This is a genomic window from Acuticoccus kalidii, assembly GCF_021556395.1.
Taxonomy (GTDB): Bacteria; Pseudomonadota; Alphaproteobacteria; order Rhizobiales; family Amorphaceae; genus Acuticoccus; species Acuticoccus kalidii.
The window spans coordinates 437,739-462,680 of sequence record NZ_JAKGCS010000036.1 but is presented as its reverse complement, the minus strand read 5'-3'; the positions used below and the strand labels follow the sequence as shown (position 1 = coordinate 462,680).

26 protein-coding genes and 1 riboswitch are annotated in these 24,942 nt (G+C 67.3%); of the genes, 8 read left to right on the top strand and 18 right to left on the bottom strand.

The genetic code is table 11. From position 1 onward, the window contains the following. Positions 1-67: 67 nt before the first annotated feature. From L1787_RS23150 to L1787_RS23105, 10 genes are all read right to left on the bottom strand, one after another. Positions 68-607, bottom strand: coding sequence for an RNA pyrophosphohydrolase (locus tag L1787_RS23150; RefSeq protein ID WP_235711477.1), 540 nt, complete (start codon positions 605-607; stop codon positions 68-70). Further along, positions 607-1,209 (bottom strand): glutathione peroxidase, encoded by a 603-nt coding sequence (locus tag L1787_RS23145; protein WP_235711476.1) that lies wholly within the window; start codon positions 1,207-1,209, stop codon positions 607-609. Before L1787_RS23145 ends, L1787_RS23150 begins: the two co-directional genes overlap by 1 nt. 58 nt (positions 1,210-1,267) lie before the next feature. Next, positions 1,268-1,852 carry a pyridoxamine 5'-phosphate oxidase family protein gene (locus L1787_RS23140; RefSeq protein ID WP_235711475.1) on the bottom strand — a complete coding sequence of 195 codons (585 nt, stop codon included), beginning with the start codon at positions 1,850-1,852 and terminating at the stop codon, positions 1,268-1,270. Between the two features lie 33 nt (positions 1,853-1,885). Further along, a complete protein-coding gene (locus tag L1787_RS23135) occupies positions 1,886-2,713 on the bottom strand; it encodes an SDR family NAD(P)-dependent oxidoreductase (protein ID WP_235711474.1) in 828 nt (275 codons plus the stop codon). Between the two features lie 67 nt (positions 2,714-2,780). Next, entirely contained in the window at positions 2,781-4,283 is a 1,503-nt protein-coding gene (gene gcvPB, locus L1787_RS23130; RefSeq protein WP_235711473.1) for an aminomethyl-transferring glycine dehydrogenase subunit GcvPB, read from the bottom strand. After that, a complete protein-coding gene (gene gcvPA / locus L1787_RS23125; RefSeq protein ID WP_235711472.1) occupies positions 4,280-5,611 on the bottom strand; it encodes an aminomethyl-transferring glycine dehydrogenase subunit GcvPA in 1,332 nt (443 codons plus the stop codon). The genes gcvPB and gcvPA overlap by 4 nt, the downstream gene beginning before the upstream one ends. A gap of 82 nt (positions 5,612-5,693) precedes the next feature. Continuing rightward, positions 5,694-6,140 (bottom strand): NUDIX domain-containing protein, encoded by a 447-nt coding sequence (locus L1787_RS23120; RefSeq protein WP_235711471.1) that lies wholly within the window; start codon positions 6,138-6,140, stop codon positions 5,694-5,696. Further along, entirely contained in the window at positions 6,137-6,508 is a 372-nt protein-coding gene (gcvH, locus tag L1787_RS23115; protein WP_235711470.1) for a glycine cleavage system protein GcvH, read from the bottom strand. The genes L1787_RS23120 and gcvH overlap by 4 nt, the downstream gene beginning before the upstream one ends. A gap of 3 nt (positions 6,509-6,511) precedes the next feature. Continuing rightward, positions 6,512-7,645: a glycine cleavage system aminomethyltransferase GcvT gene (gene gcvT / locus L1787_RS23110; protein ID WP_369415128.1), complete on the bottom strand. Its 1,134-nt coding sequence runs from the start codon at positions 7,643-7,645 to the stop codon at positions 6,512-6,514. Positions 7,646-7,791: 146 nt separating this feature from the next. Further along, positions 7,792-7,877: riboswitch (glycine riboswitch) on the bottom strand. Between the two features lie 101 nt (positions 7,878-7,978). Next, on the bottom strand, positions 7,979-8,503 hold the full coding sequence (locus L1787_RS23105; protein WP_235711469.1) for a hypothetical protein: 525 nt from the start codon (positions 8,501-8,503) through the stop codon (positions 7,979-7,981). Between the two features lie 165 nt (positions 8,504-8,668). Between L1787_RS23105 and ispH the strand changes: the two genes are divergently transcribed. The 6 genes from ispH to L1787_RS23075 all read left to right on the top strand — a co-directional run bounded on the left by ispH (position 8,669) and on the right by L1787_RS23075 (position 14,402). Next, positions 8,669-9,664 carry a 4-hydroxy-3-methylbut-2-enyl diphosphate reductase gene (gene ispH / locus L1787_RS23100; protein ID WP_235711468.1) on the top strand — a complete coding sequence of 332 codons (996 nt, stop codon included), beginning with the start codon at positions 8,669-8,671 and terminating at the stop codon, positions 9,662-9,664. A gap of 12 nt (positions 9,665-9,676) precedes the next feature. Beyond that, a complete protein-coding gene (gene thrB, locus L1787_RS23095) occupies positions 9,677-10,642 on the top strand; it encodes a homoserine kinase (protein ID WP_235711467.1) in 966 nt (321 codons plus the stop codon). A 45-nt stretch (positions 10,643-10,687) separates the two neighbouring features. Then, positions 10,688-11,167 (top strand): ribonuclease HI, encoded by a 480-nt coding sequence (gene rnhA / locus L1787_RS23090; protein WP_235711466.1) that lies wholly within the window; start codon positions 10,688-10,690, stop codon positions 11,165-11,167. Between the two features lie 275 nt (positions 11,168-11,442). Continuing rightward, a complete protein-coding gene (locus tag L1787_RS23085; protein ID WP_235711465.1) occupies positions 11,443-13,218 on the top strand; it encodes a D-alanyl-D-alanine carboxypeptidase family protein in 1,776 nt (591 codons plus the stop codon). A 56-nt stretch (positions 13,219-13,274) separates the two neighbouring features. Continuing rightward, positions 13,275-13,763 carry a YraN family protein gene (locus tag L1787_RS23080; RefSeq protein WP_235711464.1) on the top strand — a complete coding sequence of 163 codons (489 nt, stop codon included), beginning with the start codon at positions 13,275-13,277 and terminating at the stop codon, positions 13,761-13,763. 363 nt (positions 13,764-14,126) lie between these two features. Next, the gene (locus L1787_RS23075; RefSeq protein ID WP_235711463.1) at positions 14,127-14,402 is read left to right on the top strand and encodes a BolA family protein; all 276 of its coding nucleotides are present in this window, start codon (positions 14,127-14,129) and stop codon (positions 14,400-14,402) included. A gap of 388 nt (positions 14,403-14,790) precedes the next feature. On the opposite strand, the gene L1787_RS23070 is transcribed toward L1787_RS23075, so the two are convergent. The 5 genes from L1787_RS23070 to L1787_RS23050 are packed head-to-tail and all read right to left on the bottom strand — an operon-like array spanning position 14,791 to position 19,286. Next, positions 14,791-15,492 (bottom strand): orotate phosphoribosyltransferase, encoded by a 702-nt coding sequence (locus L1787_RS23070; protein WP_235711462.1) that lies wholly within the window; start codon positions 15,490-15,492, stop codon positions 14,791-14,793. Between the two features lie 11 nt (positions 15,493-15,503). Beyond that, the gene (pyrC, locus tag L1787_RS23065; protein WP_235711461.1) at positions 15,504-16,535 is read right to left on the bottom strand and encodes a dihydroorotase; all 1,032 of its coding nucleotides are present in this window, start codon (positions 16,533-16,535) and stop codon (positions 15,504-15,506) included. Then, complete coding sequence (locus L1787_RS23060) at positions 16,532-17,428, bottom strand: dihydroorotate dehydrogenase (RefSeq protein ID WP_235711460.1); 897 nt, start codon at positions 17,426-17,428, stop codon at positions 16,532-16,534. The genes pyrC and L1787_RS23060 overlap by 4 nt, the downstream gene beginning before the upstream one ends. Further along, positions 17,421-18,203: a ferredoxin reductase domain-containing protein gene (locus L1787_RS23055; RefSeq protein ID WP_235711459.1), complete on the bottom strand. Its 783-nt coding sequence runs from the start codon at positions 18,201-18,203 to the stop codon at positions 17,421-17,423. The genes L1787_RS23060 and L1787_RS23055 overlap by 8 nt, the downstream gene beginning before the upstream one ends. Positions 18,204-18,257: 54 nt before the next feature. Beyond that, positions 18,258-19,286 (bottom strand): histone deacetylase family protein, encoded by a 1,029-nt coding sequence (locus tag L1787_RS23050; protein WP_235711458.1) that lies wholly within the window; start codon positions 19,284-19,286, stop codon positions 18,258-18,260. 383 nt (positions 19,287-19,669) lie between these two features. Between L1787_RS23050 and L1787_RS23045 the strand changes: the two genes are divergently transcribed. Next, entirely contained in the window at positions 19,670-21,217 is a 1,548-nt protein-coding gene (locus L1787_RS23045; protein WP_235711457.1) for an ABC transporter substrate-binding protein, read from the top strand. A gap of 58 nt (positions 21,218-21,275) precedes the next feature. Here the strand turns inward: L1787_RS23045 and L1787_RS23040 are convergent, their stop codons facing one another. The 3 genes from L1787_RS23040 to L1787_RS23030 all read right to left on the bottom strand — a co-directional run bounded on the left by L1787_RS23040 (position 21,276) and on the right by L1787_RS23030 (position 24,269). Next, positions 21,276-22,382 (bottom strand): GGDEF domain-containing protein, encoded by a 1,107-nt coding sequence (locus L1787_RS23040; protein WP_255720772.1) that lies wholly within the window; start codon positions 22,380-22,382, stop codon positions 21,276-21,278. Positions 22,383-22,546: 164 nt separating this feature from the next. Further along, positions 22,547-23,098, bottom strand: a complete 552-nt coding sequence (locus tag L1787_RS23035; protein ID WP_235711455.1) for an invasion associated locus B family protein — start codon at positions 23,096-23,098, stop codon at positions 22,547-22,549. 241 nt (positions 23,099-23,339) lie between these two features. Then, on the bottom strand, positions 23,340-24,269 hold the full coding sequence (locus L1787_RS23030; RefSeq protein WP_235711454.1) for a ring-cleaving dioxygenase: 930 nt from the start codon (positions 24,267-24,269) through the stop codon (positions 23,340-23,342). A gap of 181 nt (positions 24,270-24,450) precedes the next feature. On the opposite strand from L1787_RS23030, the gene L1787_RS23025 reads away from it, so the two are divergent. Further along, a complete protein-coding gene (locus tag L1787_RS23025) occupies positions 24,451-24,882 on the top strand; it encodes a DoxX family protein (protein WP_235711453.1) in 432 nt (143 codons plus the stop codon). The last annotated feature ends 60 nt before the right edge of the window (positions 24,883-24,942 follow it).

Genomic DNA, 24,942 nt, shown 5'->3' with positions numbered 1-24,942 from the left:
ATGCAGATCGGGCCGGCTCCGGTCGGGGCCAACCCGGTATGTCATCGCACAAACCTGAGTATGGAGCCTAAATAGCGCCTGAGACCACGTCGCGCAAGGGCTCGTCCGGAGCGGCATAGGTCGCGAAGGCCGAGACCACGTGCTCGTAGACCGCCCGCTTGAACGGCACCACCACCTCGGGCGTCTTGTCGAGATCTTCCCATTTCCAGCGGGAAAATTCCGAATGATGCCCGTCGGGCGGCTCGGTCACGTTGATCTCCTCCTCGCGCCCCTCGAAGCGGAAGGCGAACCAGCGCTGTGCCTGACCGCGAAAGCGGCCCCGCCAGACCGCGAGGTCTTTCGGAAGATCGTAGTGGAGCCATCCCTCGACCTCGCCGAGGAGGGTGACGGAGCGAATGCTCGTCTCCTCATAGAGCTCGCGGATCGCCGCCTCGATCGGGCTTTCCCCCTGATCGACGCCACCTTGCGGCATCTGCCAGGAAAATTTCGGCACCACCCCGCGGGAGGCGCGCTTGCCGAGGAACACGCGCCCTTCACCGTTGAAGAGCGCGATGCCGACGCACGGACGATACCCCTTGCCGGGCCGTGCGCGAATGAGCTCCGGCATCAGCCCACCGGCGCCGCAAGAGCGCGCTCGACGGCCTCCGTCAGCTGGGGGGAACGTGGGGAGATAAAAGATGGAAATGCTTTCACGAAGGTCCCGTCTCGACCAATTAGAATTTTGTGGAAGTTCCAGGCAGGCGCCGCGAGCCGCCCGCCTGCTCGGCGCACCCAGCGATAGAGCGGATGCGCCTTCTGACCGATGACGCTCGTCTTGGCGAGCATCGGAAACGTCACGCCATATTTGCGTGTGCAGAAGCTGGCGATCTCGTCATTGGCCCCCGGCTCCTGCCCCGCGAAATCGTTCGAGGGCACGGCGAGGATCACGAGCCCGGCTTCACGGTGCGCCTGCCAGAGGGCCTCGAGCCCCTCATATTGGGGGGTGAAGCCGCATCGCGAGGCGGTGTTGACGAGGAGCACCGTGCGGCCGGCGAAGATCGCCGGATCGAGCGGCGCGCCGTCGATGCCGACGAGCGGCACGGCCGACCAGTCGAGTGGCGGCGCATCACCCGCCCCGCGCCCGCGCCGCTTGCGAATCGCAATGCCGACCGCAGCCGCCGCGGTCGTCATCGCAACCATGCGCACCAGACCCGCCGCCGCCCCAACCATCAATCCGCTCCTTCGCCGCCGTCTCGCCTCGACACCGATTCCGCCGCCCGTACCGCCATCATGGAGCGAGCCATCGCGCCGCGGGCGGACGATAACCGATCCGGGCGCGCCGGTTGCCCGTGTCGGCAAGATAAAGCCAATCAATTTGATGCACGCAAACCGAAACGAATACAAAATGCGCGGAAGCAGCCGTCTCCGACAAGAGGCCCAGGCGCGCCGCCCCATCGCGAGAAGCAAGTTCGATGCCTGGCGCGCAGGCCTGGCGATAGACCCACCGCCCCTTTTCCGGGATCACCGCGCAGCGCGCCGCCGCGACGGCATCCTCATGATGGAGCCGCGCCTCTCCCTCGATGCGGAGTTGCAGGCGGGCGGCGGGATCGTGGAAGAGGAGCGTCACGCGAGGCTCACGGCCGATCTCGCCGAATTTACCGGATCGCGCGTCGGTGTTGAAGCCGAGCGTGCGCGCCGACGGGTCGACGTCACGCAGGATCACCGTTCGTGCGGCGGGGCCGCCAGCGGCGGTAACGGTGGCGAGGGTGAAGGCGTGGAAGGCGGTTCCGGGCGCGAGGCCGGCGACGAGGCTGTCCCATGCCGCCGCCTCGACTGCGGACAAATCGTGCTCGGTCGCAGCGTGTGGATCCATCAGGCGAGACGCCACGCGGCTCCCGCCCGCCGGTCAACCACGCGTCTGGACCCGGTCCATCACCTGGGAGGCGCGCATGAAGGCCTGACCGAACATCGAGCGGGCGAACGCCACCGGCCCGAAGGCGGCGGACGAGACCGGCCCGATCACCAGCGTCCGCTGACGCCCGAGCGCCGCGAGCGAGGCGCGGGCGACCTTCTCGGCCGACATCGCACCCGGCATCGCTGCGCCGCGATAGCCCGCGCGCTCGCCGAAGCCGGTCTTCACCGCGCCGGGGCAGGCGGCGAGGATGTCGATCGGGCTGTCGGCCATCTCGGCCGCGAACGATTCGGTGAAGGAGAGCACGAACGCCTTCGCCGCGGCATAGGTCGCGAAGGTCGGCACCGGGAAGAAAGCGAGCGACGAGGCGACGTTGATCACCCCGGCGCGGCGACCGGAAAGCTCGGCCCGCTCCACCATGCCCGGCACGAGACGGTGGATCAGCGCGAGGACCGCCTCGTTGTCGACACGCAGCGTTTGGCGGTGCTTCTCGAAATCGACATCGAGGAAGCTGCCATAATCGCCGACGCCGGCATTGTTGATGAGGAGGTCGCACCCCGCCTCCTCCGCCGTCGCGGCGACGGCGCCGATGCCCTCGTCGGTCGTGAGGTCGGCGGAGACGATTTCCGTCCGCGGTCCGAACTCCGCCTTCAGCGCGGCGAGGCGTTCCTCGTCGCGGCCGGTGAGGATGAGGCGGGTCGTCGGCGCAAGCTCGCGGGCGAAGGCCTCGCCGATGCCACGGGTCGCGCCGGTGATGACGGCGCACGTCGCCGGTTCACGCGGCGTGCGCTTCAGGCGGTCTTTGAGGCGATCTTCGATCATGCAGAATGACATACGCCTCTCACGCGATTTGTCGACCGGGCGATGCGTCCGCCCGGTCGATCGTGCCCTATTCGGCGGCTTCCTTGAAGTCCGACGACGCCTCATAGGTGAGAACGGGCTTGCGCGCACCCCGCGTCTCGTCGAGACGGCGGCGGGGCGCGTAACGCGGCGCCTCGGTAAAGCGCGCGGTGTCACCGTCGCGCGCACCTTTGGCGAGATCGCGCAAGGTCGCGATGAAGAGGTCGAGCGAGGCGAGCGACTCCGACTCGGTCGGCTCGATCAGCATCGCGCCCGGCACCACGAGCGGGAAATACATCGTCATCGGATGATAGCCCTCGTCGATCATCGCCTTGGCGAAATCGAGCGTCGTGACGCCGGTCCCCTTGAGAAAGCGCTCGTCGAACAGGACCTCGTGCATCGCCGGCCGGTCCGGGAACGAGACGCTCATCACGTCGGCGAGCTGGGCCTTGATGTAGTTCGCCGCGAGAACGGCGTCCTCCGAGGCCTGCTTCAGCCCATCGGCGCCGTGCGAGAGCATGTAGGCCATCGCCCGGACATACATTCCCATCTGGCCATGGAAGGCGACGAGGCGGCCGAACGGGGTCTCGCCCGCATCGCATTCGTCGGACCGCTCCACGAGGGTGCCGTCATCGCGCAGGAAGGGCAGCGGCGCGAACGGCGCGAGCCGCTCCGACAGGACCACGGGACCGGCGCCCGGCCCGCCGCCGCCATGCGGCGTCGAGAAGGTCTTGTGGAGGTTGATGTGCATCGCGTCGACGCCGAGATCACCCGGCTTCGCCTTGCCGACGATGGCGTTGAAGTTCGCCCCGTCGCCGTAGAAATAGGCGCCCGCCTCGTGCACGGCCTCGGCGATCGCCGCGACCTCCGGTTCGAACAGGCCGCAGGTGTTGGGGTTCGTCAGCATGATCGCCGCGACATCGTCGGACAGCTTTTCGCGCACCGCCTCGACCGACACGGTGCCGTCCTCGCGCGCCTTGATCGATTCGACCCGGTAGCCGAGCGCCGCCGCCGTCGCGGGATTGGTGCCGTGGGCGCTCTCGGGCACGAGAACCGTACCGCGATTCTCGCCGCGGGCGCGCAGAGCCGCGCGGATCGCCATCATCCCGGCGAGCTCGCCCTGTGCGCCGGCTTTCGGCGAGAGGGCGACGGCCTTCATGCCCGTCATCGTGATCAGCCAGCGCGACAGCTCGCCCATCAGCTCCAGCGCGCCCGGCACGGTGGAGAGCGGCTGAAGCGGATGGATGTCGCCGAAGCCCGGCAGGCGCGCCATCTTCTCGTTGAGGCGCGGATTGTGCTTCATCGTGCACGAGCCGAGCGGATAAAGGCCCATGTCGATCGCGTAATTCTGGCGCGAGAGACGCACATAATGGCGCATCGTCTCCGGCTCGGTGAGGCCCGGCAGGTCGATCGGCGTCTTGCGCGCCTGACCGCCGAGACGGTCCTCGGTGAGACCCGCGTCTTCGATGTCGACGCCGGTCACCTCACGCCGCCCGGTCTCGAAGATCAGCGGCTCGGAAAGGGCGAGGGCTTCGTTTCCGGTAAAGGTCACAACACGTCTCCCAAGGTCGAGGCGTAGGCGTCGATATCGTCGTCGGTGGTGAGTTCGGTCGCGGCGACCACGATGAGGTCGCCCGGCGCCTTCTCGTCGAGCCGCGAGACGGGAACGCCGCCGAGAACATCCCGCTCCGCGAGCTTCTCGATGACGGTGTGCGCGTCGCCCGGCACCTTGATGGTGAACTCGTTGAAGAAGCTCTCGTTGAGGACCGTGACACCCGGCACGCGCGCCAGCGCGTCGGCCGCCTTGATCGCCTTGGCGTGATTGAGCCGCGCGAGGCGGGTGAGGCCAGTCTCGCCGAGAAGCGTCATGTGGATGGTGAAGGCGAGCGAACAGAGCCCCGAATTGGTGCAGATGTTCGAGGTCGCCTTGTCGCGGCGGATATGCTGCTCGCGGGTGTTGAGCGTCAGCGTGTAGCCGCGCTTGCCGTCGGCATCGACGGTTTCGCCCGCGAGGCGGCCCGGCATCTGCCGCACGTGCTTCTTGAGGCCGGCAAAGAGGCCGACATAGGGACCGCCGAAGGTCAGCGGATTGCCGAGCGACTGCCCCTCGCCGACCACGATGTCGGCGCCCTGCGCCCCCGGCGGCTCGATCGCGCCGAGCGCCACCACCTCGGTAAAGCACGCGACGAGCAGCGCGCCCGCCTTGTGGCACGCCTCGGCGATCGGCTTGAGGTCCAGGATATGGCCGTAGAAAGAGGGCGACTGGACGACGACGCAGGCGATGCTGTCATCGATTTTGGTCGCCACGTCCTCGGAGGCGGTCGGATCGGCCGGCATGGCCTCGACGTCGACGCCGACGGCCACGGTCTCGATCACGTCGCGATATTGCGGGTGGACGCCGCCAGCGACGATCGCCTTGCCGCGGCGCGTGAGGCGCGCGGCCATCATCACGGCCTCGGCGGCGGCGGTCGAGCCGTCATACATCGAGGCGTTGGCGACCTCCATCCCGGTGAGGCGCGCCACCTGGGTCTGGAACTCGAAGAGGACCTGAAGCGTCCCCTGGCTGATCTCCGCCTGGTAGGGCGTGTAGGAGGTCAGGAACTCGGAACGCTGGATGAGGTGATCGACGCTCGCCGGCACATGGTGGCGATAGGCGCCGGCCCCGACGAAGAAGGGGCCCTCGCCGGCCGCGCGGTTCTTGCCCGCCATCTTGGCGAGAAGCCGCTCGACCGCGATTTCCGACTTGCCCTTCGGCAGGTCCATCAGCCCCTCGACGAGGTGCGCGTTGGGCACGTCGACAAAGAGGTCGTCGATCGACTTGACGCCGATCCGGGAGAGCATCAGCTCACGATCGTCTGAGGTGAGCGGGTGATATCGCATGATCCGTCCTTCGTTGGGCGGTGACAACGAACACTCGCGCCGCGGCGCGTGGCGCACATCGCGCCGGCCGCTTGCGTGAGGCTTAGACAACGAGCTCCTCGAGGCCGTCATAGACGACGCCGTCGGAAGGGTGGAACGCCACGCGGCCGAGGCTGTCGGGCTTGAAGCGGATGGTGGCGAGCTCGGCTTCGGCAAAGAAGCGCCGCTCCGTCACCACGGCTTCCGGGTCGAGCCAGGCCGGATCGATCGCGCCGGACCGGATGGTGGCGCGAAAGAAGAGATCGACCTGGTGAAAGCCATCGGCCGGATTGTGGAATTCGTTCAGAAGGACCAGCGGACCGACATCGATCCGCAAGCCCGTCTCCTCCTCGACCTCGCGGGCGAGGTTGGTGGGAAGATCCGTTCCCCGCGTCACGCCGCCACCCGGAGCACACCACAGATCGCTGCGGCCGTCCGGGTATGCGTTGACCAGGAGGAGCTTGCCGCCCTCCACGATCACCGCACGCGCGGCGAGACGCGGCGAGGTCATTCGATGGTCTTCAGGTACGCATCGTAGGCCGCGCGGTCCATCAGCCCATCGATCGCGCCGGCGTCGGCGATCTTCAACTTAATGAACCAGCCGTCGGTCTCGGCCGCGTCGTTGACGAGCTCCGGCTTGTCGTCGAGTGCGGCGTTGACGTCCGTCACCTCGCCCGCGACCGGGGCGTAGACGTCGGATGCGGCCTTCACGCTCTCGACCACCGCGAACGAGTCACCCGCGGCGAGCGTCCGGCCGGCTTCGGGCAGCTCGACGAAGGTGATGTCGCCGAGCGCCTCCTGCGCGTGCTCGGTGATGCCGACGGTGAGAATATCGCCGTCGAGCTCGACCCACTCGTGATCCTTGGTGAAGCGCTTCATGAATCAGTTGCCCTTGCGTTTCGTGCGGGAGGCCAGAAAGGGAAGTTTCGCGACGCTGACGTCGACGCTCTTGCCCCGCACGATTGCGGCAAGGCGCGTGCCTGTCGCGGCATGTTCGGGGGGCACGAAGCCCATGGCGATCGGCGCGCCGACGCTCGGACCGACGCCGCCGGAGGTGACCGTGCCGATCTCGGCCCCGTCGAGCGCGATCGGCGCGCCGGAACGGACCGGCACGCGGCCCTCGACGGCGAGGCCGACCCGCTTGCGGGCGGGCTTGTCGGCGATTTCCTTCAGAATGCGCGCCTCGCCGAGAAAGCCGCCTTCGGTGCGGCGCGCCTTCGGAATAATCCACAGGAGCGAGGCTTCGATCGGGCTGATCGTCTCGTCGAGATCTTGGCCGTAGAGGCAGAGCCCGGCCTCGAGGCGCAGCGTGTCGCGCGCGCCGAGCCCGACGGGGCTGACCCGATCGTCGCCGACGAGCGCGTCCCACGCCTCGCCCGCGGTCTCGTTGGGGAGGGAGATTTCGAAGCCGTCTTCGCCGGTATAGCCGCAGCGCGACACCATCGCGCCCGCGCCGAAGGCGGTCGTTTCGATGGCGTGCATGAAGGACAGCTCGCCGATCGGCGAGTTGACATGCGGGGCGAGCACGGCTTCCGCCGCCGGCCCCTGGAGCGCGATCAGCGCCCGATCGAGCGGCGCGATGCGCACGTCGGGATCGGCATATGTCTCGAAATGGGCGGCGACCGCGGCGCGGCGCGCGCCGTTCACGACGAGGCGGAACGTGTCGCCGAAGCGGGTGATGATGAGATCGTCGACGACGCCGCCCGCCTCATTGGTGAGGACGGTGTAACGCGCCTGACCTTCGGCGAGGCCCGCAATGTCGGACGGGGTGAGCTTTTCGAGCCAGGCCGCCGCCGCGCCGGGGCGCGATTCGGTCAGCAGGATCTGGCCCATGTGCGACACGTCGAAGAGGCCGGCATTTTCGCGCGTCGCTTTATGCTCGGCGACGATCCCCTCGTACTGGAGCGGCATCGAGTAGCCGGCGAACGGCACCATGCGCGCCCCGGCCGCCTGGTGACGGCTGGTGAGCGGAGTCGTTTTCAGCGCCTCGGCGCCGTGATCGGTCGGATTAGCCACGCATCCTCCAAAGCCCATGACGAAGCGTGCGCGGCCGTTGCCGCACACTGCCCTTCTGTCATGGCACCTGAGAGATTTCCCACGGGCTCACCCGCGGCTACTCCTTCGGTGGGCGGCCTGCTTGGGCCACCGCTTTCCAGAATGTCTTAGCGCACGCGGTCCTTTTGCCTGAGAGTTTCCGGGCCGTTGCTCCTTCGGCGCCGCCAATGGCGGTCTCTCCCGCGTGTGCAGCCCAACACTATGGGCTGACGCGGCACTGTCAAGTGAGACGCGCGTTCCGGGCCGTCGGTCCCCAGATGCGGCCGGATCGATCCGGCCGCATCCGGCAAGGCGCTAGCTGTCGAACCCGACCACGATCTGAGCCGAGCCCGGCGCCGCAATCGGGATGGGCCCATCGACATAGGCCCAGGATTGCGACACGCCCGACATCGTCACCCGGACATTGTGGACGCGGCTATAGCTCACGGTCTCCCCTTCGCGGACCGCGATCCGCACCGGAAGCTCCACGACCTCGGGCGCGCCCTTCGGCCCCGCCACGACGCGCCCGGAGACGCCGATTCGCAGGGTAATCGCCTCTCCCTCGCCGCGTTCGCACTCGCGCGCGGTGCGGACGATCGAGGCTTGCCAGCGCAGGCCCTCGGGCGTCTCCGTCCCGTCATCGCGGCGGACGACCTCGGTCCCGGACAGGATGCTGACCGTCGGACAGGCGACCGGTCCGCGCATCAGCTCCGGATCGATCGTCGTCGGCTCGGCGCTCGTCCCACGAAAAAATTGTCCGAGCGCGGTTTCTGCTGGCTCCTGGCTCGCCGATTCGACGCCGGAGCTCGAATTGCAGGCGGCAAGGCCGCCCGCGATCAAGATTGCTGCGCCAATCGCGCGCACTGAATTCAGTTTCTGGCCCATCATATGTCGAAGAGTTCTCACCGCCACACGCATACCCATCGATCGGCGATCCTTGACTTCACTACCCTAGCCTCCTCTATGACTGAGCGTGTGGCCATTGCAATGCGGAGCGGCGCGGACATGAGCGAGCGTCCCAAGCTGAACGTCATCCTATGCGCGCCGCGCGGCTTCTGCGCGGGCGTCGACCGTGCGATCCAAATCGTTGAGCTTGCGCTCCAGCGGTATGGCGCGCCCGTCTACGTGCGTCATGAGATCGTGCATAACCGATTCGTCGTCGCCTCGCTGGAGAAGCGCGGAGCGATTTTCGTAGAGGAGCTCGAAGAGATCGAGGTCGAGGACCGGCCGGTGATCTTTTCAGCGCACGGGGTGCCGAAAGAGGTGAAATCGGACGCGGTCGCGCGCAATTTCTTCTATCTCGACGCCACCTGCCCGCTGGTCTCGAAGGTCCACAAGGAAGCCGAGCTTCATTATCGCCGCGGGCGCGACATTCTGCTCATCGGCCACAAGGGCCACCCGGAAGTCGTCGGCACGATGGGTCAGCTTCCCGAGGGGGTCGTGACGCTGATCGAAACCGTGGGCGACGTCATGCGGCTCGAGCCGCGGGACGAGAACAATCTCGCCTGGATCAGCCAGACCACCCTTTCCGTCGACGACACGCGCGACATCGTCGCGGCGCTGAAAGATCGTTTCCCCAACATTGTGAGCCCTCACAAAGACGACATCTGCTATGCGACGACGAACCGTCAGGAGGCGGTGAAGCACGTCGCGCCCGATTGCGATGCGATGATCATCGTCGGGGCGCCGAATTCGTCGAACTCGCAGCGGCTGCGCGAAGTGGCGTTGCGGGCGGGGTGCAAGCGCGCCAACCTCATCCAGCGCGCGGCCGAGATCGACATCTCGACCTATCGCGGCATCGACACGATCGGCATCACCGCGGGCGCTTCGGCCCCGGAAACGCTGGTCGAAGAGGTGCTCGAAGCCTTTTCCGAACACTTCGAGCTCTCGCTCGAAACCGTCCGTCTCGCCGAAGAGACGATCTCCTTTCCCCTGCCCCGGCCGCTGCGCGATTCCGATGTCTCCGCCACGCCTGCCGAAAAGGCTCTCGCAACCTCCTGATCGGCTGGAACCATGGCGGTCTATACTGCGGTCGACGACGCCTCGCTCGTCGCCTTTCTCGCCGACTATGACGTCGGCGAGCTTCTTTCGGCAAAAGGCATCGCCGAAGGGGTGGAAAACACCAATTATCTCGTCCGCACCACCACCGGGACGTTCATCCTCACGCTCTACGAACAGCGGGTCGAGGCGCGGGATCTGCCGTTTTTTCTGCGCCTGATGGATCATCTCGCAATGCGGGGCCTCTCCGCCCCGCAGCCGATCCGCCGGCGTGACGGATCGCTCCTCGCCACCTTGTGCGGCCGGCACGCGGCGATGGTGACCTTTCTCGACGGGATTGCCTGTGACAAGCCGACGCCGGTCCATTGCGCCGAGCTCGGGCGCGGCCTCGCCGCGCTCCACCTCGCGACCGCCGATTTCGGGATGGAGCGGCCCAACGCGCTCGGCCTCGCGGCCTGGGCGCCGCTGTTCGCCGAATCGCGCGAGACGGCCGATAGCGTCGTCCCCGGCATCACCGCCGTCGTCGATGCCGAACTCGAAGCGCTCCAGGCCGAATGGCCGACCGCGCTCGAGACCGGCGTCATCCACGCCGATCTTTTCCCCGACAACGTTTTTTATGTCGGGCGGCAACTGTCCGGCTTCATCGACTTTTATTTCGCCTGCAACGACATCCTCGTCTACGATCTCGCGATCTGCCTCAACGCCTGGTGCTTCGAGAAAGACGGCGCCTTCAACGTGACGAAGGCTCACGCCATGGTCACGGGTTACGAGGCCGTGCGCTCGCTCTCCCGCGCCGAAAAGGACGCGCTGCCGATCCTGTGCCGCGGGGCCGCCTTGCGCTTCTGCCTGACGCGGCTGCACGACTGGCTGCGGGTGCCCGAAAACGCGCTCGTCACACCGAAGGATCCGACGCCGTATTATGACCGTCTCCGCTTTCACCAGCGCGTGCGCAGCGCGGCCGAATACGGCGTCGATTTCTGACGCGGGCCGAATGACGCGCGGCATGTTGCGGACGGGTGCCGCGCGATGAGCGCCACGGAGACGGAGCGCGCCGCGCCTGCGGCCAAGAAGCGCGTCACGGTGTTCACCGACGGAGCGTGCAGCGGCAATCCGGGTCCGGGCGGCTGGGGCGTCATCCTCGCCTATGACGGGCACGAGAAGGAGCTCTTCGGCGGCGAGGCGCACACCACCAACAACCGGATGGAGCTGACCGCGGCCATCCGCGCGCTCGAAGCGCTGAAGCGGCGCGTCCACGTCGATATCTACACCGACTCCCAGTATGTCCGGCAGGGCATCACCGAGTGGCTTCCGAAATGGAAGCGCAACAATTGGATGACGTCGACGAAAAAACCGGTGAAGAATGACGACCTCTGGCGCGCGCTCTCGGACCTGACCGAGCGTCATGACGTCGCCTGGCACTGGGTGAAGGGCCATGCCGGCCATCCCGAGAACGAACGCGCCGACGCGCTCGCCCGCAAGGGCGTCGCGGCCGCCCGCGGCGGTTGAAATCGGCCGGCGAAACCCCTTAAAGATTGCCGAGACGGTTCGTTGCGCCGGGATGACGCGAATGAAGCCGCGACGATTTCATCTCGGCGTCACGTCGATTATTCTTCGGGCGACGGTTGATCGACACCGTCCGATCGCCGCATGACGTCCGTGCGGCGCGGACGGCCACGATCGGCCGTGTCGACGGAATCCGGCCGACGCCGTCGTCGCGCGCACGCAGCCGTCCGATCGGGCGGCGCGTCGGCGACCGGCAGTCCAGCGCGGGAGGCAATGAGTTGCTGAAACGCCACGCAGTCAGCCTTGCGGTGGTGCTCGCATGTCTCGGAACGGTCGCGCCCCTCACGGCGCGGGCCGAGGTGGGCGCCTATCTGCTGTTCGACATGGGCACCGGCGAGGTGATCGCCGAGCACGAGGCGACGCGCCCGTGGTATCCGGCCTCCATCACCAAGCTGATGACGACTTACGTCACCTTCGAGGCGATCCGCGAGGGCCGCCTCAAGATGACCTCGCCGGTCCGGATCTCGCCCCAGGCCCACCAGCAGCCGCCGAGCCGCATGGGCTTTGCGATCGGCACGGTGATCACCGTCGAGACCGCGCTGCGGATCATTCTGACCAAATCGGCGAACGACGTGTCCGTCGCGCTCGCCGAGGCGGTCGGCGGCACGCAGGGCGAATTCGTCGACCGGATGAACGCCACCGCCGCCAAGCTCGACATGACGGCGAGCCAGTTCGACAATCCCCATGGCCTGCCCAACACCAAGCAATTCACCAGCGCGCGCGACATCGCCCTTCTGATGATGGCGCTCCAGCGCGACTTTCCGGACCGCGCCGATTTCTTCTCGATGGGCGGCGTGCGGCTCGGCAACAAGCAGATGCGCAACCACAACGCCCTGATCCGCCGCTTTCCCGGTGCGGACGGGATGAAGACGGGCTTCATCTGCGCGTCCGGCTTCAACCTCGCCGCATCCGCGACCCGTGACGGGCGGCGCCTCGGTGCCGTGGTCCTCGGCGGCCTCACCTCGCATGAGCGCGACCAGCGGACCGCCGAGCTTCTCGAAAAGGGCTTCCAAGCCGTCGAGAATGGCGGCGTCGTCGCCCTCGACGGGTTCGACGACATGGACGCCCGCCTCTCCCTCGCGGTGGTGACCGGCGAGCGCCCGCCGATGGGGACCGTCGCCGAGATGGAACCGGCCGCGACGAGCGAGGTCGCCGATCGACGCAGCGAGGTCTGCGGCGCGCGGCGTCCCGAGACCCGCTATGACGAGGGGACCGTCGCGACCGTCGAAGAGGTCGAGCGCCAGCGCGTCGCCCTCCTCGCCTTCCTCGCCAAGGAAAAGGACCGCGACGCGGAAAAGCGCAAGATCCTCGCCGCGACCCGCGGGACGGCGACGCTGGCCGACGACACGCCGGCCGATGCGCTCGAAGGCACGGTGAGCCAGCCCCTCGAAGGCACGGCGACGGCGCCGCTCGAAGAGGGCAGCGCCCCCTCGGACGACCTGCTGGACGAAAATGCCGACGCCGAGACGCTCGCCGGCAGCGCGAGCCCCGATGTCGAAACCGACGGCATGCCCCCGCGCCAATTCGCCGACGCGGAGCTGCGTCCGGAAGACTGGACGAGCCCCTTCCCCGCGATGGCGCCGCATCAGCACCCGACCCGCAAGGCGACGCTCACCGAACGCGCGATGGTGACGCCGGCCGATTTCGCCCCGCCCGACTGGACGCCCTCCCCGGCCCAGCCGATCCCCAACCCGTTCGAGACGGCGGGTCTGCGCGCCCCGATCGGCGAACGCCCTTCGGCTCTGCCGCTGACCTATCTCGGCCCGAGCCGCGGCGTCAGCCTCATCTCGATCGCCGTCGGCGGCGCCGACAAAGCGCGGCCAGACCCGCTCTCCGGCCCGATCGTCGGCGGCGGCCCGCCCCCGATCCCGGAGAAAAAGCCGCCGCTTCTCGCAATGCTGATGGAGGGGGAGGCCCAGACCGACCCGGAAACCCTGATGCAACACGCAGCCGAGGTGCGCGATGCGGTCAAGGGTCCGCAAGGGGACCGATAGGGACTTGCAACTTATTGGGGAATGATGCATCCTATGATGGCATTTTGGAGGTGGCGATGCAAACCGCTCTGGCCGTCAATCCATCGGATCGGAACGCATCGGGGCGGATGCCCGATCGTGCCCGCACGTCACCCCATCGCCGGCAGACCGCGCCCGTTGGCCGGTCCGCGGCATCACGCCGTCGCTCGTTCGACTTTGGTGTCGCGGCGGAGAAATCGGTCGCCTGCTATCTCCATGCCGGTGGCTACACGATTCTCGGATCGCGCGAACGCACACGCGGCGGCGAAGTCGACCTCATCGCCGTCCGTGACGACACCGTCGCCTTCGTCGAGGTCAAGGCGCGCCGCCGGGGCTATGACGGCCTCGAGGCGGTGACGCGAACGAAGCAGGCGCGGATCAGCGCCGCGGCCGATGATTGGTTGTCCCGCAATCCCGCCTTTGCCGAACACACTCTCCGTTTCGACGTCGCGCTCGTGTGGCCCGGCATGCTGGATTATCTGGAAAACGCCTTCGACGCCGTGTCCAACGATGATTTCGTCTGGTGATGCCGTTCGGAACCGCTTCCGCTCGCCCGTCCGACCGCGTCGCAAGGCGCTGATCGACCCTCGGTAGGTGCTCGCCCGGACAAGCAATCGTCGACGAAAGAGGCCCGAGTGCCCGCCTCTTCGCGCGTTTGTTAGGCCGTCACCCGACGCTGTTCCCCCCGTCCCCGCCAAACCGTTCGATTGCCGCGCCATGTTGATGCGCGGGGGGTCCGACACGGTGATGGCTTTTGCGGCGGCGTCTCCCGTTTCAAGCGGCCCCCGCGTGCATTCGACGACCATATCGTGCATGAGATGACGGCGATGCGGGCGCGCTTGCTGAGGCGCCTTCGCCCGCGAACGACACCAGATTGAAGGACGATGACGATGGGACCGGTACACGCGCGGATCGTCGCCACGCTCACCGAGCAATTTCACCCCGCGAAGCTCGACGTTGTCGACGAGTCGCATCTTCATGCCGGTCATGCCGGCGCCCGTCCGGAAGGCGAGACGCATTTTCGCGTGATCATCGAAGCCGAGGATTTTCGCGGCGTCTCGCGTGTCGCCCGGCACCGGCTCATCAACGAAGCGCTCGCCGCCGAGCTCGCGGGGCCGGTCCACGCCCTCGCGATCCGCGCCGAAGCCCCGACCGAGGCCGCCTGAACCGGCCGTCGGCCGTTCGATCCGGCAAGTTCCGGGGTCCGCCGCGCCCACCGGGAACGGGAACCGACTGCAATGCGGGGCGGCGCGCACCGATACGGCGCCATCGGCCGCCTCACGCAAAATCGTCATCGCCGGTGGGCGGGCTCATCGGGCGTGCGATGCAGGACGCCAAAGACCCGGGAGACCTGGGACACTCGAGACCCGGGAACGCCGAATTTCAAGACAGGCACGTTGCGGAGGGGTCGAGCCTGAGGGCGGCCATTCCCCGCGAGGAGCGATCGCCGCCTTGCTTGCTCCGCCCGCCGTCGCATCCCCCGGAAGGCGGGTTTTCAGATCGACCGATCCCCAAACCGCTCAGCGGCGCCGCTGGGCGCCGCCTGGTCGATCCTCACGCGAGGCGGTCGAGCGTGTCGACGCCGCCGCGGGCGGCGCTCCAGGCGAGCGGCGCGGCGAGGAAGGCGTTCACCTCCTCGATCTTCGCCGGGTCGAGCGAGCCGTCCGCGGCGCCCACCGAGAGGACATCCGCCCAGCGCGCGAGGGCGTGGATCGTCAGCCCGTGATCGGACAGACGCGCGCGGCTTTCGGGGAAGATGTCGTGATGGAAGACCACGACGCAGTGCGAGACCTCCGCCCCCGCCTCACGCAGCGCATCGGCGAATTTCAGTTTCGAGCCGCCGTCGGTGGCGAGATCCTCGACGAGGAGCGTGCGCTGTCCCGGTGAGAGGCTTCCCTCGATCTGCGCGTTGCGGCCGAAACCCTTCGGCTTCTTGCGCACATATTGCATCGGCAGGCCCATCAGGTCGGCGATCCAGGCGGCGAAGGGGATGCCCGCCGTCTCGCCGCCCGCCACCGCGTCGAACCGCTCGAGCCCGACCTCGCGCACCATCGTCGCGACGGCGAGCTGCATCAGCACGGAGCGAAGGCGCGGATAGGCGATCAGCTTGCGGCAATCGACATAGACCGGCGATTTGAGGCCCGAGGTGTAGGTGAACGGCTCCTCGGGGCGCAGATGCACCGCCTGCACCTCGATCAGCGCACGGGCGGCGATCTTCGCGATCTCGGCTTCGGAGGCGATGGGTATCGTGAGCATGGCGGGTCTCCTCATGCACCCGCGACGCGCCAGGTGAGCGCGAAGCCCGGATCGAACACGGCGATCGGGCCGTCGGGGGTCGGAATCGGCGGCAAGGTATAGGGCTCGCACCGTTCGAGCGTGATCGTCGCCTCGGCGGGGGCGATGCCGTAGAAGGCCGCGCCATGGCGCGACAGGAACGGATCGAGGTGCTGAAGGGCGCCCGCCTCCTCGAAGACATGAGCGAGGATTGGGAGGGAGACCGGCGCGGTGAAGCAGCCGGCCGCGCCGCAGGGGCCGAGCTTCTTCGGATCGGTGTGCGGCGCCGAATCGGAGCCGAAGAAGAAGCGCGTGTCGCCATTGGTCGCCGCCTCGACGAGCGCCTCGCGATCCCGCGCGCGCTTCACGATCGGCAGGCAATAATTGTACGGGTGGATGCCGCCGACGAGGAGATCGTTGCGGTCGATCACGAGGTGATGGGCGGTGATCGTGCCGCAAAGGCCGCTGTCGGCGCTCTTCACATAATCGATGCCGGTCTTCGAGGAGATGTGCTCCAGAACGACCTTGAGCGAGGGCACGCGGCGGCGGAGCGGATCGAGCACGCGCTCCAGGAACACCGCCTCGCGGTCGAAAATGTCGACCTCATGATCCGTCACCTCGCCGTGGACGAGGAGGAGAATGCCCCGCTCGGCCATCCGCTCGAGGACCGGCGTCAGCGCCTCGATGTCGTTGACGCCGGAGGCGGAGTTGGTGGTGGCGTGGGCGGGATAGAGCTTCGCGGCGATGGCGACACCGTCGATCGCGTCGATCGTCTCCGGCGTCGTGTCGTCGGTGAGGTAGAGCGTCATCAAGGGCTCGAAGGCGGCGCCCTTCGGCAATGCGGCCTCGATGCGGGTGCGATAGGCGGCGATCGTGTCCGCCGTCGTCACCGGGGGCACGAGGTTCGGCATGATGATCGCGCGGGCGAAGTCGGCCGAGGCGGCGGCGACGGCCTCGAGGATCGCGCCGTCACGCAAATGAAGGTGCAGATCGTCCGGCCGGTGAAGTGTGATCGTGTCGCTCAAGTCGTTCTCCTGCGGACGAGATCCTGCGCGGCGAGCCCGCGCTCGGTGAGATGCGCGTCGAGCGCGTCGATGAGATGCACCATCGTGGTCGGTCGCGAAAGGGTCGCGGTGCCGATCGCGACGGCGCTCGCGCCCGCGGCGAAATAATCGAGCGCGTCCTGCAAGGTCGCGACGCCGCCGCATCCGATGATCGGCAGCGCGACGCGGCGGGCGATCTCGTCGGTCAGGCGCAGATTGATGGGCTTCAAAGGCAGGCCCGACATTCCGCCCGTGCGGTTGGCAAGGCGCGGATTGCCCTCCTTGTCGAAGGCGATGGCGAGCATGGTGTTGGCGACGATCAGCGCGTCGCCGCCGTTCGCTTCGATGGCCTCGGCGACCTGGCCGGGGATGCCGGAATTGGGGGAGAGCTTGCACCACAGGGGAAGACCCGTCGCCGCGCGGCAGGCGCGCACCACGTCCGCGGCCGGGCCCGGATCGAGGGCGAAGGCACGTCCGCCCGCTTCGAGATTGGGGCAGGAGAGATTGAGCTCGATCGCGGCGATCCCGGTGTCGGCCATCGCCGCGCACATCATCGCGAACGCCTCCGCCGTGTCGGCCGAGACCGAGACGACGATCGGCGCACCGAACGCCCGGTAGGCCGGCAGCACGTCGGCGAGAAAGGCCTCGATCCCGACCGAGGGAATGCCAATCGCGTTAATCAGCCCGCCCGCCGCCTCCGTGAGGCGCGGCGGTGGATGGCCGGTCCGCGCCTCCGGCATCACCGTCTTCGGGACGAGCGCGCCGAGGCGGCTGATGTCCATGACGCGCGCATGGCCGATCCCGAACGTGCCCGAGGCGGGGATCACCGGGTTGGGCAGCCGGACGCTGCCGATCGTCACCGAAAGGTCAGCCATGACGCCCCCCTTCGGCGAAGACGGGTGCGGCGAGGTCGACGATCGGCGTCTCGCAGATGATGCGCATCGCCCCGTCGCGGAAATGGCGCACGCAGGCCTGGCAGACACCGACCCCGCACGCCATCGGCGCCTGGAGGGCGACGAAGCCCGGAATCGCGAGACGGTCGGCGACGGCCTGGACCTTCGCCATGATGCCGTCGGACGCACCGGCCGCGATCAGCGCGGGTCGCGCGGTCTCGACGGCCTCGGCGATCGTCCGCTCGTCGACGAGATCGACCGTCGCGCCGGTCGCCTCGAATTCGCCGACCAGGAAATGAATCGCCGCCGGATAGACGCCCGCCGCATCCGGCGTGCCGGTGAAGATGACGCGGGTCGGCCGCTTCGCCTCGCCGCGCTCGCGGGCGAGCGAGAGGGTCGTGCCGACATGGCCTGCGTCGCCGATGATCGTGACCTCGGTGTCCGGCAGCGCGAAGGGCCGGCCGAGCGGGCCGACGAGCTGGACGACCTCGCCCGGCAGCGTCGTCGACAAATGGCGCGTTCCCTCGCCGACGATGTTGTACATCAGTTCGAGATGGCCGCCCGAATGCAGGATGGTGAGGGGGCGGCCGAGGAGCGGCCCGCCGGCCCTCAGGCTTCGGATCATCACATATTGGCCGGCGCGGGCGGCGCGAATCTCTGGCGGTGCGGAGAGAAAAAGCCGGCCCACACCGTGCTCGATGCGCGCCTCGTGCACGGTGACGTCGACCTCGACGACCTTATCTTGGATGTCGACCAACCTCACCTTCCTTCAATCCTGTCGCGGGCGATCCGACCCGGCGCCCCGCTCTCCTCAGGCCTCGCCGAGAAAGCCGTCGAAGAAGGCGGCGATGTTGTCGGTCAAAGCGGCGGAGAGATAGCCGCCTTCCTGGATGATCGCGACAGGAATGTCGAGCTGGCCGAGGCGTTGTCCCGCACGGCGTATCCCTTCGGTCGTGACGCTCATGCCGCCGAGGGGGTCGCTCTCGTGCACGTCGAGGCCGAGCGAGAGGACGAGAATGTCCGCCCCGAAGCGGTGAATCGCGCCGAGGGCGGTCTCGAGCGCGTCGAGCCAGATTGCATCGCCGGCCCGCATCGCGAGCGGAATATTGAGGTTTGCCCCCTCTCCGGGACCGATGCCCGTCTCGTGGGCGTGGCCGACGAACCAGGGATAGAAATTGTTCGGATCGGTGTGGACGGAGACCATCATCACGTCGGGCCGGTCGTAGAAGATCGCCTGGGTGCCGTTGCCGTGATGGACGTCGATGTCGAGGATCGCGGGTCGCGCGCCCTTGAGGACGAGATGCTGCGCGGCGATCGCGGCATTGTTGAGGATGCAATGCCCCGACGCCACCTCGCGGCTCGTGTGGTGGCCGGGGGGACGGGCGAGCGCATAGGCGGCGTGCGCCCCTTGCGCCACCGTGTCGGCGACGGCGATGGCACAGTCGGCGGCACGGAGGGCGGCGCGGTACGTGTGCTCGCCGATCGGACAGGCGAGATCGCCCATGTGCCAGCCCGCCCGGCCGACGATCCCGGTCGGATAGCTCGCCTCCTCCCGCCGGGGCTGGACGTTGCCGAGGACTTCCGGCCCGGCGCCTGGAAGCGCCTGCCAGGTGGTCCACGCCGTCTCCAGGAATTCGAGATAGCGGGGCGAGTGGACGAGCGCGGCCGGATGAGGGCCGGACGGCGCCGGCGGCTCTTCGGTCTGAAGCCCGACACGGCCGATCCCTTCAAGGAGCCGCTCGGCCCGTTCGGCCCGTTCCTCGTTCGCCGCGGGACGGCCGCGCAGGAGGAAGAATTCCGGCGCATGGCGTGCGGTGTCGGCTGCATAGAAGACGCGCATTCAATCTCCATCGGCGGCGCGCCTCCGGCCAGAGGCGGCATGCAATCATCATCGACGAGCCGCCGCGCTTCAATCCCACGACCGGCCACATCGAGCGACCGGGCCGGATCGGGGGCGAACGGGGCGGCCTTTTGCGCCATCGCCTGGCGCGCGACCGCCAACCTCGAATCGTTGTCACTTTGATTGCACAACCCAATCGTTTGACACCAGCGCGTGCATCGTCAGACTGGCGATCAGTACATTCGGAGTGCGGATCGAGCCGATTTTCACCTGCGCTGGCGACGCCCTCGATGCCGCGCGATCGCGCGGAGCGCCGCTTTCCGCACCACCGGCACGGTCCCAAGCCGGCGGTGCGAGGTCACAACAACAGGAGCCCATTTTTGATGAGACGACTCCTTCTGCCCGCCGCTCTCGCGGCCCTCGTCGCGGCCGCACCGGCCAGTGCCCAAACCGCGGGAGGCCGGATCAACGTCGTGATCCAGCCCGAGCCGCCCGGCCTCATGCTCGGCCTCATTCAGAACGGCCCGACCCAGATGGTCGCCGGCAACATCTATGAGAGCCTGCTGCGCTACGACACCGACCTCGAGCCGATGCCCTCACTGGCGCAGTCCTGGGAGGTCTCGGACGACGAGCTGACTTACACCTTCCACCTCAAGGAAGGCGTCACCTGGCATGACGGCGAGCCGTTCAGCGCCGACGACGTGGTCTTCTCCGTCGACACGTTCCTGCGCGAGACGCATCCGCGCCTTCGCGTGTCGCTCGAACACGTGGAGAGCATCGAAGCGCCGGACGAGAACACGGTCGTCTTCACGCTGAAAGAGCCGTTCGGCCCCTTTCTCGGGATCTTCGAGGTCGGCACGATGCCGATCGTCCCGAAGCACATCTATGAGGGGACGGATTACACCACCAATCCGGCCAACGCGACGCCGATCGGCACCGGCCCCTTCAAGTTCGAGGAGTGGGTGAAGGGCTCCTACATCCATCTCGTCAAGAACGACGATTATCACGTCGAGGGCCAGCCCTATCTCGATGAGATCTATTGGCAGGTGATCCCCGACGCCGCGTCCCGCGCCGTGGCGTTCGAGACGGGCGAGGTCGACGTTCTGCCCGGCGGCTCGATCGAGAATTGGGACGTGCCGCGCCTCACCGAGATGGACGGCGTCTGCTCCACCGGCAAAGGCTGGGAATATTTCGCGCCCCACTCCTGGATGTGGCTCAACAACCGTGAGGGACCGACCGCCGACAAGCGCTTCCGCCAGGCGGTGATGTACGCGATGGACCGCGAGTTCATGCGTGACGTGATCTGGAACGGCTTCGGCACGGTCGCGAAAGGCCCGGTCTCCTCAAAGACGAACTTCTTCGACGAGAACCTGCCCGATTATGGCCACGACCCGGACAAGGCGCGCGCCCTCCTCGACGAGATGGGCTATGACGGCACGCCCGTGCGCCTCCTCCCCCTCCCCTATGGCGAGACGTGGCAGCGCTGGGCCGAGGCGGTGAAGCAGAATCTCGAAGAGGTCGGAATCACCGTCGAGATCGAGGCGACGGACGTCGCGGGCTGGAACCAGAAGGTCTCCGACTGGGACTATGACCTCGCCTTCACCTATCTCTACCAGTATGGCGATCCGGCGCTCGGCGTGTCGAGGAATTATATCTCCTCGAACATCGCGAAGGGCAGCCCCTGGAACAATGTCGAGGGCTACTCCAACCCGACGGTGGACGAGCTCCTCGAAGAGGCGGGCGTCGCCGTCGGGGCCGACAACCGGCAAGCGCTCTACGACGAGGCGCAACAGATCCTCGTCGAGGACGTGCCGGTCGCCTGGCTGCTCGAACTCGAGTTTCCGACGATCTATCGCTGCAATGTGAAGGATCTCGTCTCGACCGCGATCGGCGTGAATGACGGGTTCGTCAACGCCTATATCGAGGAATGAGCCTCGGCGGGTGCAGGCGCTCGCCCCACCCGTCTCGCCGCGCGCCCTTGGTGCGCGGCTACGCCTTGGCGATCAGCTCGACGGGGCCGGAAACCGTCATTGCAGGCTCCACGGTCGTGACCTTCGGCGTTGCGAGGATGGCGCGATTGCGCCCTGACCGTTTGGCCTCGTAGAGCGCCTGATCGGCGCTCGACAGGCAATCCTGCACGCTCTTGTGCGACTCGATATCGGCGCTGACGCCGAGGCTGATCGTGAAATGGATCACGTCGCCTTCGATTTCGATCACCTGCTGCTCGGCCATTGCGCGGATGCGCTCGGCCGCGCTCAAGGCGGCCCGGCTGCTCGTGTTCGGCAGGAGGATGACGAACTCCTCGCCGCCGATCCGCGCCGGAATGTCCGCCGTTCGCGCCGCCTCCGCCATCAGCCTGGCGAGAAGCCGGATGACCTCGTCCCCCGTGGCGTGGCCGAAGCGATCGTTGATCGACTTGAAATAGTCGATATCGATCAGAATGATCGACATCGGATTACGGTAACGCTCCCACCGCGCCCATGTCTTGTTGAGGTGGATGTAGAAGGCCCGTCGGTTCGCGAGCCCACTCAGCTCGTCGACGAACGCGAGGCGCCGCACCTCCGTCTCGGCCTCGACCCGTCGCACCTCGTGGAGGATGAAGAGGCCGAGAACCGCCGTACCCAGCAACGTGACGAGGGCCAACGGCGCGGCCGTCGTCTCGATCACGACGACGGCGAGTTCCCGCGGCAAGGTCAGCATCGATAACGTTAAGAACGGCGAGGCGATCGCGAGCATCGCGACGTCCGAGGTCCGAACGCTCCGGCCGGCTCGACGCACGAGATAATGCCCGACGAGACCGAGAACGACCGCGCCGCAGATCGCAAGTTGGCCCGCCGGCATCCCGACGCCGCCCAGATGATAACGATAGGCCGCCGTCATCGCCCACGTGATGCCGGCGGTGATGGGCCCACCGAAGAAACCCGACAGGGTCACGATCGTCGAGCGGGAGTCGACGATGACGCCGGGAATGAGTTCGCTCGGATCGAGCATCGACAGGATCGCACCGGATCCCATCAACAAACCAAGGACAATATTCCGCTGAACGCCCTCGATCTTTACTTGTATATAGCCATAAACAAGCGCGATAAACGCCATAAAACCGGCGTTTTTTAAGAGCGTGAGCGTCAGATCGACCATGATTACCTCGCGCCTTTTTATATCATCGGATGGAGCGAGAAGTCACCGTTGACCGAGCGCGACGTTTTCTAGCACAAAGGCAGACGCGCCTTGGACGACCGACGCAACCGCCGTATCGCGACCTAGGATTGCCGCAGCGCGCTGAGCCGATTGTAGGCGGCCGAGAAGCCGGACAGTGACAATTCCATGTTGACCGCGTTCTCGTTCTGCGCGGCGACCATCGTCACCGACATCGTCTGCCCGCGGCGCATGGCGCTCAATTCCTCTTCGTCGGGGCGTTCCTCGATCAGGCAGCCGCGCGGCAAACACGTGCGGAAGGCGAGCGTGCGAACGGTCCCCTCGTCGATCGCGATGTCCAATCCGGACGGCAGATGAAGGCCGAAGGGCGTGAGGAACGCCAAGAGCGGACCGTCATCGGACAGGGCGATCTCGATTTGAAGAATGCGCTCCCCCGTCTCCGTCTGGTTGACGACCTGGGTCATCCAGCACCGGCGCTCGCCGCCATCGGGCGTCGCGCAACGTACGGTCCAATCGCGATAGACTTCGGTGAGGGCATCCGGCCCCGCATCCTGGGCGGCGACGGAGGAAAGCGGCAATGCCGCCGCGACGAGCCCCATCACGAGGGCGGTGCACCGGCTGCGGGCCGAAGGCGATGCGGTCCTTGGAATGGTCATGCTGCGATCTCCTTTACTCGGCCAGCTCGGTTTGGAGGATTCACCATGCCCGCAATGGTCGTCCCTGGGGAGACTTTGCCCGCCGCGTCCACACCGCAATGCCGCCCGAAGATCGCCGCTGTGCCGAAAAAGCCGTAACCGGCGGCACCAGCACGCAAAACGCCGGTCGGCAGGGTCATCCGCCGACCGGCGTTCGGGGGCCGCCATCCCGCGGCCCCATTTCCCGTGGCGCCCCGCCTGCCTAGGCGATCGCCGGCAGGGTCGCCTCGATTTCGCTGCGGAACGGCTCGTAATTGTTCGGCAGCTTCAACGCCTCGCCGAGCGTCGCGACCGGCTCGTCGATCGCAAACCCCGGATCGTCCGTCGCGATCTCGAAGAGGACGCCGCCCGGCTCGCGGAAATAGACCGACCGGAAATAGTTGCGGTCGAGCTGCTCCGTCGGGCGGATGCCGTGTTCGCTCCTGAGACGCTCGGCCATCGCCGCCTGCCCCGCCTCGTCGGCGCGGAAGGCGATATGGTGGACGCTGCCCCGCCCGGACTGACCGCGCAGGAACTGGCCCGCTTCGTGAAGGTCGACGATCGCGCCGAACGGCGCGCCCGCGGCGCGATAGCGGGTCGTCGTGCCATCGCGGCCGATCTCCTCGAAGCCGAGCACGTCGGTCAGGATCCTGCCGGTCGGCGCCGCCTTTTCGAGGAGGAGGTCGACCCCATGAACCCCGCGAACGGCGCTTTCGGCCGGAACCACGCCGTTCGACCACCCGGTTTCGCTCTCGATCCCCGGCACCGCGACCAAGGCGACGCGCATTCCATCCGGATCCTTGAAGACGAGCGCGGTGTCGCCGAAGCGCCTCTCCTCGCGCGTCGCGGCGACGCCTTTCTCGAGGAGCCGATGCGTCCAGTAGCCGACCGCCGATTGCGGGATGCGGAAACTCGTCTCTTCGGTCTCGCCGATTCCCACCCGGCCCGGCGCCGCATGCTCCCAGGGGAAGAAGGTCAGGATCGTTCCGGGCTGGCCGGTCTCGTCGCCATAATAAAGGTGATAGGTGCCGGGATCGTCGAAGTTCACCGTCTTCTTTACGAGGCGCATGCCCAATGTGTTCGTGTAGAAATCCACATTGCGCGCGGGGGGGCCGGCGATCGCCGTGATGTGGTGAATACCGGACTGGGACATCTGAGGCCTCCATGTGCTCGGGCCGTGCCCGTGTGACCAGACAGATGGACGCCATCCGCCCAAAGTGCTACCGCTCGCGCATTGCAGAAACGCAATCGGACAACTGCACTCGCGCCCATGGCATTGCACCCTCAACACGACCAGATTGGGCCCGGCCAATTTCGGCTCTGGAGGCAGGTCCATGATCGACAACCGTTTGGCTCCCTATGGAGCGTTCGTCATCCGCGCCGCACTTGGCGTCATGTTCATCGCCCACGCGTATCTGAAGGTCGCCGTCTTCACGGTGCCGGGGTTCGAGGGCTTTCTCGGCTCGGTCGGCATTCCGACCATTCTCGCCTGGCCGATCATACTCGGCGAGTTCTTCGGCGGTCTCGCGATCCTCGCCGGCTTTCACAGCCGCATCGTCGCGCTGGTCCTGATGCCCGTCCTTCTCGGCGCGCTCGCGGTCCATGCGCCCAATGGCTGGGTTTTCAACGCGCCGAACGGCGGATGGGAATATCCCGCCTTCCTCGCGGGCACCGCGCTCGCCCACATTCTGATCGGCGAAGGCGCCTTCGCCGCGAAGCCGACCCGGATTCCGGCCGCGCTCGGGGCACGCTACGCCTCCGCCTGACCGCGCCCGTCCCCTCTTGCGCAGCCATGCCGGGCCCCGTGCGCCCGGCATCCGTCGCCG

Coding starts and splice junctions, on each gene's coding strand:
- L1787_RS23145 (WP_235711476.1), bottom strand. CDS start 1,209: ATGGTTGGGGCGGCGGCGGGTCTGGTGCGCATGGTTGCGATGACGACC.
- L1787_RS23025 (WP_235711453.1), top strand. CDS start 24,451: ATGATCGACAACCGTTTGGCTCCCTATGGAGCGTTCGTCATCCGCGCC.
- L1787_RS23030 (WP_235711454.1), bottom strand. CDS start 24,269: ATGTCCCAGTCCGGTATTCACCACATCACGGCGATCGCCGGCCCCCCC.
- L1787_RS23040 (WP_255720772.1), bottom strand. CDS start 22,382: ATGGCGTTTATCGCGCTTGTTTATGGCTATATACAAGTAAAGATCGAG.
- L1787_RS23045 (WP_235711457.1), top strand. CDS start 19,670: ATGAGACGACTCCTTCTGCCCGCCGCTCTCGCGGCCCTCGTCGCGGCC.
- L1787_RS23035 (WP_235711455.1), bottom strand. CDS start 23,098: ATGACCATTCCAAGGACCGCATCGCCTTCGGCCCGCAGCCGGTGCACC.
- rnhA (WP_235711466.1), top strand. CDS start 10,688: ATGAGCGCCACGGAGACGGAGCGCGCCGCGCCTGCGGCCAAGAAGCGC.
- L1787_RS23120 (WP_235711471.1), bottom strand. CDS start 6,140: ATGACCTCGCCGCGTCTCGCCGCGCGTGCGGTGATCGTGGAGGGCGGC.
- L1787_RS23060 (WP_235711460.1), bottom strand. CDS start 17,428: ATGGCTGACCTTTCGGTGACGATCGGCAGCGTCCGGCTGCCCAACCCG.
- L1787_RS23050 (WP_235711458.1), bottom strand. CDS start 19,286: ATGCGCGTCTTCTATGCAGCCGACACCGCACGCCATGCGCCGGAATTC.
- L1787_RS23080 (WP_235711464.1), top strand. CDS start 13,275: ATGCAAACCGCTCTGGCCGTCAATCCATCGGATCGGAACGCATCGGGG.
- thrB (WP_235711467.1), top strand. CDS start 9,677: ATGGCGGTCTATACTGCGGTCGACGACGCCTCGCTCGTCGCCTTTCTC.
- L1787_RS23075 (WP_235711463.1), top strand. CDS start 14,127: ATGGGACCGGTACACGCGCGGATCGTCGCCACGCTCACCGAGCAATTT.
- ispH (WP_235711468.1), top strand. CDS start 8,669: ATGAGCGAGCGTCCCAAGCTGAACGTCATCCTATGCGCGCCGCGCGGC.
- L1787_RS23135 (WP_235711474.1), bottom strand. CDS start 2,713: ATGATCGAAGATCGCCTCAAAGACCGCCTGAAGCGCACGCCGCGTGAA.
- gcvH (WP_235711470.1), bottom strand. CDS start 6,508: ATGAAGCGCTTCACCAAGGATCACGAGTGGGTCGAGCTCGACGGCGAT.
- L1787_RS23150 (WP_235711477.1), bottom strand. CDS start 607: ATGCCGGAGCTCATTCGCGCACGGCCCGGCAAGGGGTATCGTCCGTGC.
- L1787_RS23070 (WP_235711462.1), bottom strand. CDS start 15,492: ATGCTCACGATACCCATCGCCTCCGAAGCCGAGATCGCGAAGATCGCC.
- gcvPA (WP_235711472.1), bottom strand. CDS start 5,611: ATGCGATATCACCCGCTCACCTCAGACGATCGTGAGCTGATGCTCTCC.
- L1787_RS23140 (WP_235711475.1), bottom strand. CDS start 1,852: ATGGATCCACACGCTGCGACCGAGCACGATTTGTCCGCAGTCGAGGCG.